Source organism: Sphingomonas sp. PP-CC-3A-396 (genome assembly GCF_004343105.1).
In the GTDB taxonomy this organism is placed as follows: Bacteria; Pseudomonadota; Alphaproteobacteria; order Sphingomonadales; family Sphingomonadaceae; genus Sphingomonas.
Window position 1 is genome coordinate 356,333 of the sequence record NZ_SLYF01000005.1, and the last position, 14,754, is coordinate 371,086.

General features: G+C 62.6%; 16 protein-coding genes. 9 read left to right on the plus strand and 7 right to left on the minus strand.

Annotation, left to right across the window (positions count from 1 at the left end; genetic code table 11):
* The first annotated feature begins 30 nt into the window (after window positions 1-30).
* From C8J40_RS12045 to C8J40_RS12055, 3 genes are all read left to right on the plus strand, one after another.
* A complete protein-coding gene (locus C8J40_RS12045; RefSeq protein WP_132742267.1) occupies window positions 31-939 on the plus strand; it encodes a LysR family transcriptional regulator in 909 nt (302 codons plus the stop codon).
* An 86-nt stretch (window positions 940-1,025) separates the two neighbouring features.
* The gene (locus C8J40_RS12050) at window positions 1,026-2,321 is read left to right on the plus strand and encodes a multidrug effflux MFS transporter (protein ID WP_207894237.1); all 1,296 of its coding nucleotides are present in this window, start codon (window positions 1,026-1,028) and stop codon (window positions 2,319-2,321) included.
* 51 nt (window positions 2,322-2,372) lie between these two features.
* Window positions 2,373-3,140 carry a glucose 1-dehydrogenase gene (locus C8J40_RS12055; protein WP_132742269.1) on the plus strand — a complete coding sequence of 256 codons (768 nt, stop codon included), beginning with the start codon at window positions 2,373-2,375 and terminating at the stop codon, window positions 3,138-3,140.
* 67 nt (window positions 3,141-3,207) lie between these two features.
* Here the strand turns inward: C8J40_RS12055 and C8J40_RS12060 are convergent, their stop codons facing one another.
* The 6 genes from C8J40_RS12060 to C8J40_RS12085 all read right to left on the minus strand — a co-directional run bounded on the left by C8J40_RS12060 (window position 3,208) and on the right by C8J40_RS12085 (window position 6,512).
* A complete protein-coding gene (locus C8J40_RS12060; protein ID WP_132742270.1) occupies window positions 3,208-3,972 on the minus strand; it encodes a carboxymuconolactone decarboxylase family protein in 765 nt (254 codons plus the stop codon).
* A 12-nt stretch (window positions 3,973-3,984) separates the two neighbouring features.
* Window positions 3,985-4,227, minus strand: coding sequence for a tautomerase family protein (locus C8J40_RS12065; protein ID WP_132742271.1), 243 nt, complete (start codon window positions 4,225-4,227; stop codon window positions 3,985-3,987).
* Window positions 4,228-4,230: 3 nt separating this feature from the next.
* Window positions 4,231-4,551 carry a carboxymuconolactone decarboxylase family protein gene (locus tag C8J40_RS12070; RefSeq protein ID WP_120301630.1) on the minus strand — a complete coding sequence of 107 codons (321 nt, stop codon included), beginning with the start codon at window positions 4,549-4,551 and terminating at the stop codon, window positions 4,231-4,233.
* 149 nt (window positions 4,552-4,700) lie between these two features.
* The gene (locus tag C8J40_RS12075) at window positions 4,701-5,603 is read right to left on the minus strand and encodes a LysR family transcriptional regulator (RefSeq protein ID WP_132742272.1); all 903 of its coding nucleotides are present in this window, start codon (window positions 5,601-5,603) and stop codon (window positions 4,701-4,703) included.
* A gap of 35 nt (window positions 5,604-5,638) precedes the next feature.
* Window positions 5,639-6,145: a cupin domain-containing protein gene (locus tag C8J40_RS20765; RefSeq protein ID WP_347812389.1), complete on the minus strand. Its 507-nt coding sequence runs from the start codon at window positions 6,143-6,145 to the stop codon at window positions 5,639-5,641.
* Window positions 6,114-6,512: a cupin domain-containing protein gene (locus tag C8J40_RS12085; RefSeq protein WP_132742273.1), complete on the minus strand. Its 399-nt coding sequence runs from the start codon at window positions 6,510-6,512 to the stop codon at window positions 6,114-6,116. The genes C8J40_RS20765 and C8J40_RS12085 overlap by 32 nt, the downstream gene beginning before the upstream one ends.
* 876 nt (window positions 6,513-7,388) lie before the next feature.
* Here C8J40_RS12085 and C8J40_RS12090 point away from each other — a divergent pair.
* The 4 genes from C8J40_RS12090 to C8J40_RS12105 all read left to right on the plus strand — a co-directional run bounded on the left by C8J40_RS12090 (window position 7,389) and on the right by C8J40_RS12105 (window position 9,181).
* Window positions 7,389-7,571 (plus strand): hypothetical protein, encoded by a 183-nt coding sequence (locus C8J40_RS12090; RefSeq protein ID WP_243693354.1) that lies wholly within the window; start codon window positions 7,389-7,391, stop codon window positions 7,569-7,571.
* 109 nt (window positions 7,572-7,680) lie between these two features.
* The gene (locus C8J40_RS20770; RefSeq protein WP_132833749.1) at window positions 7,681-7,884 is read left to right on the plus strand and encodes a DUF5818 domain-containing protein; all 204 of its coding nucleotides are present in this window, start codon (window positions 7,681-7,683) and stop codon (window positions 7,882-7,884) included.
* 106 nt (window positions 7,885-7,990) lie between these two features.
* Window positions 7,991-8,434: a hypothetical protein gene (locus C8J40_RS12100; protein WP_132897206.1), complete on the plus strand. Its 444-nt coding sequence runs from the start codon at window positions 7,991-7,993 to the stop codon at window positions 8,432-8,434.
* Window positions 8,435-8,713: 279 nt separating this feature from the next.
* Complete coding sequence (locus tag C8J40_RS12105) at window positions 8,714-9,181, plus strand: transposase (protein WP_243693355.1); 468 nt, start codon at window positions 8,714-8,716, stop codon at window positions 9,179-9,181.
* 117 nt (window positions 9,182-9,298) lie between these two features.
* Here C8J40_RS12105 and C8J40_RS12110 read toward each other — a convergent pair whose 3' ends face one another.
* The gene (locus C8J40_RS12110; protein WP_132897207.1) at window positions 9,299-10,051 is read right to left on the minus strand and encodes an SIMPL domain-containing protein; all 753 of its coding nucleotides are present in this window, start codon (window positions 10,049-10,051) and stop codon (window positions 9,299-9,301) included.
* Between the two features lie 191 nt (window positions 10,052-10,242).
* On the opposite strand from C8J40_RS12110, the gene C8J40_RS12115 reads away from it, so the two are divergent.
* Complete coding sequence (locus C8J40_RS12115; RefSeq protein ID WP_132897208.1) at window positions 10,243-11,529, plus strand: glycoside hydrolase family 130 protein; 1,287 nt, start codon at window positions 10,243-10,245, stop codon at window positions 11,527-11,529.
* 1,695 nt (window positions 11,530-13,224) lie between these two features.
* Window positions 13,225-14,754: a GMC family oxidoreductase N-terminal domain-containing protein gene (locus tag C8J40_RS12120; protein WP_207901214.1), complete on the plus strand. Its 1,530-nt coding sequence runs from the start codon at window positions 13,225-13,227 to the stop codon at window positions 14,752-14,754.

The window sequence follows — 14,754 nt, forward strand, 5'->3', positions numbered from 1 at the left end:
GAGGCGACGCTACAGAGCGCAAGATACCCCATGCCGACCAGTCGATCCGATCTTGCCGACCTCACCTATTTCCTCGCAATCTCCCGGCATCGAAGCTTCAGGCTTGCCGGGCTCGAACTGGGGGTCAGCGCGTCCGCACTCAGTCACGCGCTGAAGGGGCTTGAGGCCCGGCTCGGCGTCCGCCTGCTGCACCGCACCAACCGCAGCGTCACGCTGACTGCGGCCGGCGAGGAGTTGCGCGACAAGGTAGCCGAACCGTTCGGCACGATCGATCAGGCGGTCGAGGGCCTCAATCGCTATCGCGATGCGCCGACCGGGCGGGTTCGTCTCAACGTCGCCGCCGAAGCCGCACCGCTACTGCTGGCGCCGATCATGCCGGTTTTCATCGAGCGGTATCCCGATATCGAGATCGACATCGCCGCGCTGGATCAGATGACCGACGTGATCGACGACGGTTTCGACGCCGGAATCCGATACGGCGGAACGGTACCCGAGGACATGGTGGCGCAGCGGCTGTCGGGCGAGCTTCGCTGGGTAGTCGTCGCGTCTCCCGCCTATCTCGATAAATTCGGCGTTCCGCAGCATCCGTCCGATCTGGAACAGCATCACTGCCTCGGGATTCGTCTCGGCAACGCGCATATCTATCGGTGGGAGTTCGAAGGTCCCGAGGGCGAGTTCTCCGTCCCCGTACCGAGCAAGATCCTCGTCAACGGCGGGCGGGCCATGCTCGCCATGGCACTTGCAGGGACCGGCCTCATGTACGGGATGGAGGCTTCCTTCGCCCCCCATCTCGCGCGGGGAGAGTTGCGGCTGGTGCTCGAGGACTGGGCGACGATGGGCCCCGGCTACCACGTCTATTATTCGAGCCGTCGCCAGGTGCCGACCGGTCTCAGGCTGTTGATCGAACTCATCCGGGAGATGCGTCCGCTGGGGCTTTAGCACCTTCCCCCGACGGTGAGGGCTGTTTCACGCAGCAATGAGCATGACGCCCGTCGCATGAGGTGAGCCCGCCCCTAAATAAGATGATGGCCTCAACATCACCGTCCAGCGACGGAGCAACGCCAGAACGGGCAACGCCAGACCGCGCGACGCCGCCCTCGTTTGCAAAAACCGTCGCTATCCTCAGTGCGCTGATGGCATTCGCATCGATCTCCACGGATCTGTATCTGCCTGCCATGCCCACGTTGGGCCAGTCGCTTGGCGGCAGCCAGGGGAGCGTCGAACTGACGTTGTCGAGCTTTCTGATCGGCTTCAGCCTGGGACAGCTCTTCTGGGGACCTATCGGCGATCGCTACGGACGCCGCGCGCCCATCCTGTTCGGGCTCGTCCTGTTCATGATCGGCTCGGCCGGGTGCGCGCTCGCGGGCAGCGTCGGGCAACTGATCGTGTGGCGGATCGTGCAGGCGGCCGGCGCCTGTGCCGGTCCCGTCCTCGCCCGCGCGATGGCACGCGACCTGTATGGGCGCGACCGGGCCGCGCAATTGCTGTCCACCTTGATGCTGGTCATGGGCGTCGCCCCGTTGCTCGGCCCGCTGATCGGCGGTCAAGTGCTGCTGATCGGATCGTGGCGGCTGATCTTCTGGCTGTTGGTTGTGCTCGGCATCGCGATCTTCGCGGCCGTGCTGCGGCTGCCGGAAAGCCTGCCGCGCGAACGACGCTCGACGATCGGCCTAAGCGCGGTGCTCGGCAATTACTGGCTGATGGCGAAAAGCCGCACGATCATGGGCTATGCGATCGCCAGCGGTTGCTATTACGGCGGCATCTACGCCTATCTCGCCGGCACGCCGACCGCGTATATCAGCTATTATCACGTGGCACCGCAGGCCTATGGTCTGCTGTTCGGCCTCGGCATCATCGGCCAGATGCTGCTCAACCTCCTCAACACGCGCTTTGTCGTCCGGATGGGGAGCGATTACATGCTGCGCTGGGGTGCGACGCTGGTCGGTGTGTCAGGAGTCTGGGCGGGCGTTGCGACGACGACCGGGATCGGCGGTCTGTGGGGCCTGGTCCTGCCGCTGTTCTTCTTCCTGTCCGCAAACGGCCTATTCGTCGCCAACGCGATGGCCGGCGCGCTCGCCGTCAATCCGGACCGCTCGGGGGCGATATCGGCGTTCGTCGGCGCGATCCAGTTCGGCAGCGGCATCTTCGGTTCGGCGCTGGTCGGCTGGTTCGCCGACGGCACGCCTCGGCCGATGGGTCTCGTGATCGCGGTGCTGGGCACCGCGAGCTTCATCGTCACGCTGCGCACGATCCGGCAACCGCGCGGTTCAGGCGACATCATTGAGGTGGCTTCACTGCCGCATCAAGCGACACCGGTCTAATCGGGGACGGGGTCGCTGCCCATCTCGTGCCTGGACATCAGGAGAGACAGCATGAACCCCCGTTATGATTTTACCGAACAGGTCGCGTTCGTCACCGGTGCAGGCCAGGGCATGGGCCGCGCCACCGCCGAGGCTTTCGCCGCGGCCGGCGCGGCGGTCGTATTGATCGACGTCCGCGCCGACACCGCCGAGGCTGCGGCCGCCGGCATCGTCGCGGCAGGCGGTCGTGCGATCGGTTTTGCCTGCGACGTGACGGACGAGGATCAGGTCGCGGCGGCGATCGCGCGCACGGTCGAAACCTATGGCAGGCTCGACATGGCCTTCAACAACGCAGGCATCCAGGCGCCCGCGGTCGACCTCGCCGATCAGTCGGCGGACGATTTCGATCAGGTTGCGGCGATCAATCTGCGCGGCACCTGGGCGTGCATGAAGCACGAGCTGCGACAGATGCGGACGCAAGGGCACGGTGCGATCGTCAACAACGCGTCGGCCGGCGGTCTCGTCGCGCAGGCCGATCTGGCGGCATACAACGCCACCAAGTTCGGCATCGTCGGCCTGACCAAGAGCGCCGCGCTGCGCTATGCCGCTCGCGACGTGCGGATCAACTGCGTCTGCCCCAGTGCAATCGACACGCCGATGGTGGCGAACATGAAGACCACCCAGCCGGAAGCAATGGAAGAAATCTTCCGTCTCCAGGTGATCGGTCGCCTCGGCCGTGCCGAGGAAGTCGCCGCCGCCGTGCTCTGGCTGGCGAGCCCCGGTGCCAGCTTCGTTCACGGCGTCGCACTGCCGGTGGATGGCGGCTTCACGGCCAACTGACACGGACGGTCCATCCGGCGTCCCGAAACGGCGGGATGGACGTTCCGGTACGCGCGCCTGCTGCGATCTAGCTGCCGGGCGCGTCCAGCTTGCGCAGCGCGGCGACGCCCGAGAACGCCCTCGGCCAACCGGCATAGAATGCGAGATGCGCCATTGCTTCGCCGAGTTGGGCGCGGGTCAGCCCATTCTCGATCCCGTGCGTGAGATGAAAGCCAAGCTGGTCGGCATCGCCGTTCGCGGTCAATGCCACGATCGTCACGAAACTCCGGTCGCGCGGACGCAGGTCGGTCCGTCGCCAGAGATCCTGAAACAGCGGCCCGTTGGTCAGCTGCGCCAGCGATGGCGATATCGGCGTCACGGTACCGGTCACGGTTGCCGCCCGCGCCGCATCGCTATCCGGGACCGGCAGCAACGCAGTGAGCGCCGGCTGACGCGCGGTTGCCGCAATGCCGCGCTTGGCGAACACCCGATCGGCGACCTCGCACGCCGACACCGCGTTCGGCCAGCCCGTGTAGAAGGCCAGATGGGTAATCAGCCCGCCGATCTCGACCGGCGTCAGCCCGTTGTCGAGCCCCAGCTCCAGGTGGCTCGCCAGCTGTTCGGTCTTGCCGGTCGCGATCAGCGCGCTGATCGTCACAAGACTGCGATCGCGCGGCGATAGCGCGGGCCGTTTCCAGACGTCGCCGAACAACAGCCGGTCGGTATACTGAGCCAGCGCCGGCGCAACCCGCCGCATCGTTTCCGGCGCCTTCGGCTGTGCCGCACGCGCTGTCTGCGCAGTTGCGGGCGTCTGCGCCATCGTGGCAACCAGGGCGAGTACGGCGATCCACATGCGTTTATCCTTCTACGATTGTGGCGCGAGCGGGCCGTAGCCTGGCCGCTTGAACAGCAGATCTTCGTGGGCCACGATCTCCGGCTCGTAGACCGCGGCCATCCAGTCGTTCGCCGGAACTTCCCGGATCGCCACCGATACCTCATCCACCTCGCTATCGAGCGTGTCGGTAACGGCAGCGACGATCCGTGCCGTGAGCGCCTGTCGGGCGGCGAGGGGATGCCCCGCCACCACGCTTACCAGGACATGCGGCATGGCTCAGTTGTCCTTGAAGACGTCGCGCGCTGCCTGGATCGCGGTCATCGCGGTCGGCCAGCCCGCATAGAAGGCGGTGTGCGTGATCGCGGCAATGATCTCGTCCTGCGTCAGGCCGTTCTCGATCCCCTTCTTGAGATGGAAGCCAAGCTCGTTGTGCCGGTACAGCGCCGCCAGATTGACGATCGTGACGAGGCTGCGGTCGCGCGGCGACAGCGTGTCGTCCGCCCAGACGTCGCCAAACAGGACCTTGTCGGTAATTTCTGCGAGCTTCGGTGCGATATCGCCGAAGGTGTCACGTGCGTTGGTCGGTTCGTCTGCCATGTGGTCTTCTCCTCTTCACAGATATTGAAGTCAGCGAGCGGTCGAAACACGGCGCGCTGTCGATAGTCAGATAATGCCGCCGCATCCCCCTGATTACCGGCCCTCGCGTACATGCCCCGATGAAGCTGGCTCATTGAACGACGGGATCGTCAGCCGAGGGGCCGTAGTTCCCGGATCAGGTCGAGCAACAGCCGGAGCGGGACCGGCACCTGCCGCCGGCTGGAATAATAGAGATGGAAACCGGGGCCGGTCGTCGACCAATCCTCCAGCACGAGCCGCAGGCTGCCTTGGACGATGTGGGGGGCGAAGGCGGGTTCGATCCCGTACATCATGCCGGCGCCGTTGATCGCCATCGCCTGCATCGTCGGCGTTTCGTTCACCGTGACGCGGCTGGGCAGCGCGACTGCGAACTCTCCTTCGGGGCCTTCGAACTCCCACTGATAGATGCGGTCGTCCCCCAGCCGGACGCCGAGGCAGCGGTGATCGAGCAGGTCCTCCGGGCGCGCTGGTACGCCGAACCGATCGAGATAGCCGGGTGACGCGGCGACGACCCAGCGCAGGTCCGGCGACAGTCGCTGCACGATCATGTCCTCGGGTACCGTGCCGCCATAGCGGATCCCGGCATCGAACCCCTCGCCGACCACGTCGACCAGACGGTTGCTGGCAACGATGTCGACCGCGATATCGGGATAGCGATCGAGAAACACCGGCATCACGGGGCCGAGCAGCAGCGTGGCCGCATCCGCCACAACGTTCAGGCGGATGTGCCCGGCCGGCTTGTCCCGGAACCGGGCGAGGTTCTCGACAGCCTCGCCGATCGCGGCGAACGGGGCGTCGATCGCTGCGAGCAGCTCTTCACCAGCGGCGGTCAAGGTGACTGAGCGGTTCGTACGGTTAAACAACCGTACGCCTAGACGACCTTCCAGCGCTTTGAGCGAGTGGCTCAGAGCCGATGCGCTGACGCCCATATCAAGCCCGGCAAGTCGGAAGTTCCGGTGTCGGGCGATCGCCAGCACATACGCGAAGTCGGCAAGATCGGCTCTGCTGGCCATTGTGGTCCCAGCTTCTCCGTGACGTTCGATTTTGCTCAGCGTCGAGGCCCCTTGAACTGGGTATCAGTGACGGGCTCGAGCCAGTTTACGTTCTTGCCATCGAGCGTCTCGCTGATCGCCAGATGGCTCATTCCGGTCGTCGTCGTCGATCCATGCCAATGGCGGACTCCCGGCTTCACGTAAACTGTGTCGCCCCGACAGATGAGAGCGACGGGTCCGCCCCACTCCTGCGTCCACCCGCAACCACGCATGACGTGAAGCGTCTGCCCCGCAGGATGCGTATGCCAGTTGCTCCGCGCTCCAGGTGCGAAGGTTACTAACGCCGTTCCGGCCTGCCCAGGAGGCGTGGCGCTGGTCAATCTTCGTACGGTTACTCGACCAGTGAAGGTGGCAGCCGGACCTGGCTTAGCCACGATGGCATTATATTTAACAATCGTCTGAGCTTGCCCAACCGCCGGCACGGCCAGCAGCGTCATCGCCACGAGCGTCGATTGCAGCATACCATATTGATTAGGTCGCATACTGGTCCTCCGTGACCGCATCGAGCCAATCGACGTTCTTGCCGTCGACCGTCTCTGTGATCGCAATATGGCTCATTCCCGTCGTTGCGGTAGCGCCGTGCCAATGCCGTTCGCCCGCATCGAAGAACACGGTATCGCCCGGACCGACGTCTTCACGCGCTTCACCCTCGCGCTGAACCCAGCCTCTTCCGGCGGTGATGATGATCGTTTGGCCTGCTGGGTGAGTGTGCCATACCGTGCGGGCTCCCGGTGAAAAGGTCACGACCGCGGTGGACGCACGCCCGGGCGGGCTGGGCTGAGCCATGTTGTCGATGCGGACAGTACCCGAGAAATTGCTAGGTACATTCCCCTTCCTCGACGGTGCCGAACCATTTCGAGTGATTTTCATGATAATCTCCATGATGGAGGAATGAGGCACCGCTATAACGCTCCAGCAGACCAAGAGGTCATTGAGCTTAGCTCATTGCAACGTTGAATCGTTCGGACGACAGCATCGGCTTATCAGCTAACAATTAGCCCGTTATGTTTGGCGCCGGCTCCCCGTCGGCAGCTGCCCGTGCTTTCACAAATACTTTGGCGAAGCGGGCCGTCGGGAGGACTAAGCAACTAGAAACTCGCCTTGCTCAGTAGTGAAGCGCCATCGAGAAACCGCGTCGATTATTCGCGCGGTCATCGCAATCCGATATCGTTTGCGAAGACCCAACGATCACAGGCCAGCTCCAGAGCTGCCGGTCTTGACGAAAAACAAGAATGACAGATTTTTCACGTACGCGGTGGCACGAGGCCGCGCCCACGCGTTGTCGCCGTTCCTCAACGAATGGGATACCATGCCGAAAACATTGACTATTATTGGCATGGGCGCCTGCGGCGTCGCTGCATTCGCCGAAGCGGTTACTCGGCTATGCTATGATCCAGGCGACGGGTGGAACGTCCACCAGGAAACGGCCGATTAGCCCCCCTGCCCCATCAAATGAACGAACGTCTGTTTACCCCAATCGCCGCCCGAAAACAGCCGGTCCGCTTTCCACCAGTTTTGCCGTAAATGCGGACGGTCCGCATATACTGGGAACGCGCCGATTTCGCGGCGCAAGCCGTACGTTTCTACCCCTCGACGCATGCCAGAGAGCGGTGCGGTCTCCATTGGAAACCTTCTTTCGAATGCAGGTAGCGAACGTCTTTGCCGAATGACCTTAACCAACTCGCCGCTAATGCCCCTGCCGCCCCCGCGACGTTTATGATAAGAGGCGGCATGCTTAAGACTAGAATGAAGCGGGTCGCCGATCGCGGCGATCAAGCCGTGCGGCGGCTTGCCGAGGTCGAAGCCGCGATCGCGGTCCTTTCCAACGAGGATCTGCTCGATTTGGCCGACATCTTTAAAGCCGAGCCCCCCTCACCAATCGGGGATATGGCATTCGTTGAAATGGCGCGGCGGAATATCAGTCTTTAGAGACCGGTCGGGAACGAGTTAGCAGGATCATTGGACCATCAAGGAGCATCGGCTGCCCCAAGGATCTCCCGCAATTTTGCATGATCATCAACGGAGCGACGACATAGCGATGGTAGCGATTGGTACCCGGATCAATGAGATAGGCACTCTGGTCCGCGATGGCGGCGCCTTCTATCTGCGCCGCGATGTCGGTGGCCGCTACGAGCTGGAATTGCATCGAACGCCCGTAGATCTGGTAGAGAAGCGCGTCCGGCTCATCGGCACATTGGTTGGCCCAGATCTGGTGAACGCTGACGGCGTTGCGCCAGCTTAGTTGGCTGGACATTTGTCCCGTGCAGTCATCAGCCACTGGCCGCGATTCTGATTCAACCTGACTCATTGGTGTTGCGCACAAACCACGAGCGGGCATCATCCATGCCATGGAACAGCGGATCATTCATGCCTGCGGTCATGAGCAGGCTCATCATCTCACCGGCTATGACAGCCAGCAGGAACGTAAGGCCAAGTGGCTGAAGACGACTACCTGTCGTGACTGCTTCGTTGCGGAGAAGCGGGCTAAGGAGGTCGCTGCGGCAGCGTTAAGCAGCGCCGCTGTCTCACACCTTGTTCTTCCGCCGCTGACTGGGACGGATCGGCAAATCAGCTGGGCATCGACGATCAGGAACAAGCGGCTCGCAGCGCTAACCAACTCAAACAGCGACGCCGACTGTAACGCATGCCTTCGGGTCACTGACGCCAAATGGTGGATCGATTGCCGCGATGTAGGTGACGTTGATCTGATGGCAGCCGCGAACCGAGCGTCAAACATGCAATGCGTGCCGACGCTCATTCCATCGACTACAGATCCCACGATCGCCCTCTGAAGGCATAGGCCGACCTCGCGATCCACGCCGGTAAGCAAGACGCCTATGTGTGCAAGCAGGGTTTAGAACTCCAGAATGAGGTGTTCAATTTCGCTGTTACCGACCCTGTTTGAACGGGATTTGTGTTCAAATCACATGCTCACTGTAAGCGAGGTCTGAAGGCCGCCTTGCGGTTGGAGCGTTCGACGGGTTGATAGCGGCTCTTTGAACGGGGCCGTGATGTCGGACGAGACTATCGAACCAGCTGCAGATTTAGCGAGTAGTCATACGACCGGTCGTATGAGCGGTCGTATCGAGATTGTCGGACGGGTATCCGGACGGCGCCGCTGGACGGTCGATCAGAAGCTGGCGATCCTACGCGATGCGTTTGGGCCGGATGGGTCGGTCCGGGCGGCGGTCGAGCGTCACGAGGTCGGCAGCGGCGCGACCTACACCTGGCGGCGTCAAACTATGTCGGGTGCACTGAGCGGCGTGCCGGTCCGGCCGCAGACCGCATTTGCCGAAGTCCGGATCAGCGAGCCGCCCGTGATGCTGCCGACGCGGCGGGTCGAGGCGCCAGCGGACGCCCGGACCACGGGGCAGATCGGCATCGAGCTGCCTTCGGGTGTGCGACTGACCGTCGACGGCACGGTCAACGCCGAGGCGCTATCGCGAAGCCTGTCAAACGCATTCGGGCTATCCCCGCACAGACTTTTGGATCCGGCCACTTCTCGCCAGCGGTCGGGCCCGATCAGATCAATAGAATGATCGCGAGGCTCCTGAACCTCTTCGAGAGCTGAGCGTCTAAACCTTCGTCGATGAGGCGGCCCCTTCGCCTTCTCCAATACCATGCAGAGTTCGAACGTGGGTGGAAGTCGGCAACTTTCAGAGCGCTATGGCGTAGGTGACGAATACCTGGGCTCTGGTCTCTATTGGCGTCGGCTTCAGATCTAGTACCACCGGTGACACTCGTGTTGCCGACGGAGCCGCGGAGGCGTTCGCGCCAAGCGACGCTCTTGTCACCGTCATGTCGTAGCTTCCCTGATCACGCACCGTGACGATCGGACCCAGTTGGAGACCAGCACCACTGGCCAACGCTGCCGCTCGCCGCGCAGCGACGGCGATTGCGGCCGTATTGGCCCTGGCTTGCGCCACTTCAGGGTTGGACAACTCGTATCCCTGCAGCCGCGCGTCACTGGCGCCCAGCCGGGAGGCCAACCCGGCGGCGGTGGCCGCTTTCTCGACCGCTCGCGTACGGACACGCGTCTGCATCGTCGCAATGAAGCCCGTCACGGCGCAAACGCCCGTGCTGAGACGTGGCTGGCTGCCATACCCCTGCGCGTCTGTGCACGTACCACTCCGTGCCTCGATGAGTGTGACGCTGCTAGCGGCAAGCTCGTTATTCGGCCCCAAGAACGCTTTGAGTCCCTCGGCTACCGCCTTTTGCTTCGCCGCGATGGCATTCGTGGCCGCGTCCGAGGTAGCTCCCTCACCTCGAAGATATATGTCGATCAAGGCGATGTCCGGCACCGTCTGGACGGTAGCCGTACCGGTTACTTGCAGTGTGCGCTCGGGAGCGATTTGGGCAAGCGCCACATTAGGGCTCAGCATCGTGACAACTGTAAGCAGATACTTCACGGTTCTATCCTTTTCATTACCCCACGCATCCTCCAAACGGCTAGCTGCGGCAAGAGAGGTGATCGTCGTAGGAGCTCCGGATCTTCAACCATCAGGTAAGCCTTCATCGGTCGAAGCTACCGGATTTGATGCAGCAGCCAGCGATATCAGATCGACCAACGTCCCGATTACAGATCGATCAAGGGTTACATATGACTGAGCGCGCTCACGTTGATTTCTATGATACCGTGCTGAAGCCCGATCCTTCCCGAACCGTGGTCCGTCCGTTCGAGCCGGGCTATCCTCGCGGGTTCGATCAAGGTCGCACTCGGACCGAAGAGACCGTCGCACTCGTCGTAGGACTTAATGAGGACGAACTTGCACGGCAATTGGAGGGCGTGACGGCCTCGCTCGACGAGAATCATCGTGACGTCGATGCGACCTTGAGGCGCCGTTTCAACGAGCTGGCGGACTGCATTCCGTCGGCAGCCAGCCTGTCGAAAGATCAGCGCCGACTGATCGGCGCGTATTTCAGCCAAGAGTACGCCTATGAGGCGGCCGCACTCTTCAACCCCAGCGCCGTGCCGCATCCGAACCAAGTGGATGTCGCGGACGGAGCCATGCGCTTCGTCCTGGCATTGCGCGGGGTCGGCGAAGGCCATGTCTCATCGGTTACCTTCCGTACTGGCGTGTGGGCGCCCGGTGGAAATCTTACGATCGACGATCCCGGGGCGACGTCGGTGCCGCCGGTCATCGTGCCGCGAGACGACTCGCCGGGAGCGGTCCATCTCGACTGCGGTGGGTCGCGGGGCATATCGGAGACCGTATTGTTTCCGATACTGCCCAGCCAACGTCAGGGCATCGAGGACATGCGTCTGGTGCGCTTCACTGATGATGATGGGACCGTCAGCTATTACGGCACGTACACCGCGTTCAGCGGCGCGGAAGCACGATCCGAACTTCTGACGACGACCGACTTCAAGGCGTTCGAGATGGAGGCATTCACGGGAGACGTTGCGTGCGCGAAGGGAATGGCCCTGTTTCCTAGGCGCATCGACGGACGCTTTGTGACGCTTGGCCGGCAGGACAACAGAAGCATCTGGTTGAACGTGTCGGACGACCTCCTGCATTGGGACGGCGGGACAAAGCTCGTCGAACCACGCTACCCGTGGGAGTTCGTACAAATGGGCAACTGCGGCTCTCCGATCGAGCTCGACGAGGGTTGGCTCGTCATGACGCACGGCGTCGGTACCGTACGCAACTACTGCATTGGCGCTTGCCTTCTCGACAAGAACGATCCTTCGAAGCTTCTCGCGCGGACGCCGCGCCCCGTTCTGGCGCCGAGCCCGCACGAACGCGACGGATACGTGCCGAACGTCGTATACAGCTGCGGCGCGCTCGTCAGTGGACGCACAATGCTGCTTCCCTACGCCGTAGCCGACAGCTTTTCCGCCTTCGGATCGCTGTCGATCGACAATCTGCTGACATGCATGGAGTGACGCTTTCCTGCTCGCCGACTCGCACACGCGATCAGCGATTCTCCTTGGGCCGCGTTCAAGCTCTTAGTGCGCGGCCTCCCTCGGCGATGTGGAGCACCCTCTGGGTCGCTTCGCCTGTCAGGCATGAGTGACGACGGGCTCGACGGCGGGTTGTGCGGACCGCACCGAGCGTTTTGGTGACAGCGGCGGAGAAACCTTCAGAAGCTCTTTCCCGCCGCGATCGTAAGCAGATGGCCGATCAGCGGCATCGCCGCTCTGATCCCGGTTGGGATCAACGTGAGTACGGTTATATCCGGGGCTTGCGGATGGAGCTTGTATGAACGTAGCCGGGGCAGGCACGACTGTCGCAAGCACCGGCAGCCGATCGACCGAGGACTTTCGCAAAATCATTCGTGGGCCCCAAAATTGGTTGCTCCGTAGCCGACGTCAGTTCCCAGCCCGAGACGACGAACGCAATAAGGGCGACGGCTGCAGCGACAGGTGGCCGGCGCGACGAGGGCTGCTCAACCTTTCGATCCATTCGCGTACCCCTGACCGCGGCTGCGCGTACGAGCGAGAAATGGGCTTCTGATATGAGCATTGGTCATCGTTTCATGTTGTCGCGCCAAGCGGTTAACGCCCGTCCGCGGAGGGAGATTTCGACCGGAATACTGAGTTGCCGGGGTACCACGCGCGGCATCGACGTCTGCCGGAACCCAACGACGCGTCTTGCTGGAAGTACGCGCTTCGTGTTCTTTCTGGGCGCCCGTACCTCGATCTAGGTGACGGATGGCATATCTCGTGCGGGCCCGAGATGAGTGATGACCGCAAGTCGAATGCTCGGGTCGCATTCTAAGATGTCTTCCGGGTCAATAATGGCATCCGACGTACAGCGCGCCCGAAACTACGATGCTTTGAGTTTTTTCTCACTGGCTAAGTTCGGAACGAAGAGCAACTCGACTGCGAGTGACAGGATGGCAATCAGTTTCAACCTTGGTAGCGGGCGTTGCATCTGTGCATTCCTTCCGGGGTCTGGCTTCATGACAGACGGAGCCAGCTCTGCACGGACTGTGCCATTTGCCTCGCGCCGTGATGGATCGACGAAGCCGGGGCAGAGAAGAGCTTTCTGGGCCCAAGCCTTGATCTCGGCACGGCTCCCGTGTCCGCTCGCGGACACTCTAGTGTCCACGAGCGGACACCAGCGCGTTGTCTGTCAGCTACGCCGATAAGCGGCGTTACGGGAATGGCGCAGCGTGAGACGGCATGACGACCACCGTGAACCGCTGTTCTGGTCTACCCACCTCCATGCCGACGCCATCACTGCTGCCGGGCCTCATTCAGCAGCAGACGCCTATGCGGGAACGCGTGACGACGCACTCTGCTGGGAGATCTTTTTAACTTTGGCACGCGACTTGCTCAGGCCTTTTCGTCGTCACTGCTTCGATCCAGCAAGACATTCTAAGTGCCGACCTCGGTCATTATCGCCTTCCGGAATGCGCATTTTCTAACAGCGGTGCGCGCATCCTGAAAGCCGAACGAAGTTCTCTCACGTACTTCTTCGCCATCAGAAAAAGGGTCGGTGACCAAGCGGATCGAGAACGGATCAACTCATGATCCGGCCTGCCAGCTGGGGACGGCTCCCCGTGCAACGAAGGAAAGACCATGGACGTCACGCGAAGAACCCTCATTGCAACCGGCGCCATCGGAACGGCTGCGTTGTCGAATGGACCCATCTTCGCTGCGGGTGCGATCGCTGATGTCGTCATCGTCGGTGGCGGCTCAGCCGGCGCAGTTCTGGCTACCCGGCTGAGTGCCGACCCCCGCCGTCGCGTTGTGCTGTTGGAGGCCGGACCGAGCTTCGCGCCAGACCGCTACCCCAACGCCCTCACCAATCCCGGCATAGTCGGAACGCCCGATTTCGACTGGGGCTACAGCAGTGACGACAAGGCTCGGCTGGGCCATGACATTCCGCTGCCCCGCGGAAGGGTGCTCGGCGGCAGTTCGGCGGTCAACGGAACCGTAGCGATGCGCGCCAGGCCATCGGACTTCGCGCGCTGGACCGCGCGCGGCATCGCGGGCTGGTCCTGGGACGATGTTTTGCCCGCCTTCCAGGCGATGGAGAACACGCCGACGGGTGACAGCGGCTGGCATGGACGCACCGGTCCCTTTCCGATCCGCCAGCGTTCGCTTGAAGAACTCACACCGTCGTCACGCGCCTTCGTGGCTGCTGCGCGGGCGACCGGGCTGTCGACCGTCAACGACTTCAACAGCGATAGCGTCGATGGCGCGGGTCCGTATTCGCTGAACGTCGTCGATGGCGTCCGGATGAACACCGGCATGGCCTACCTGACAGCGGAGGTCCGCGCCCGACCGAATCTGACCATTCGCGGCGATGCCGAAGTCGATCGCATTATCTTCTCCGGCAAACGCGCCACCGGCGTGCGCCTTGTATCCGGAGAGATCGTCGACGGCGGCGACGTCATACTGTCTGGCGGAACCTTCGGGAGTCCCGCGATCCTGATGCGTTCCGGGATCGGGCCCGCCGCCCAGCTTCGCGCGCTCGGCATCCCGGTGATCGCCGACCTTCCGGTCGGACGGCGGCTCCAGGATCATCCGTTCTTCTACAACGTCTACGCGCTGAAGATTGCGGACAAGGGCATGTTGCCCGCCGCAGGGGCGCTGGCATGGACCAGCTCATCCGGTGCCGTTCGAGGCGATCTGGATCTCCAGGTATCCGCAACTCATTTCATCGATCCGAAGGCGAGTCCGACTGGTGGTGCGATCGTGCTTGCGGCAGCGGTGACCCTGCCGAAATCGATTGGATCGTTCGAACTCGCTTCGCGGGATCCGAAGGTGCCGCCGCATATCCGCTACAATTTCTTCAGCGACCCCAGCGATCTCGATCGGATGATCGAAGCGGTTCATCTGTCGCGAGAGATCGGGCGAACGGCACCCTTTGCCGGGATGGTAGATCACGAAATGGCACCAGGGGCGGCCGTGAACAGCGATGTCGCGCTGCGGCAGAACATTGTCGCCAACATAGCCGCCTACCAGCATCCGACGTCGACCGTTCCGATGGGGGCAGACGGCGATCCGACTGCGGTCGTGGACGCCTGGGGTTCGGCACGAGACGTGCTCGGGTTGCGCGTCGTTGACGCTTCGATCCTCCCTGACATCCCCTCGGTGCCGACCAACGTCACCACCATCATGGTTGCCGAGCGGATCGCGCAACGGATCAACTCCTGA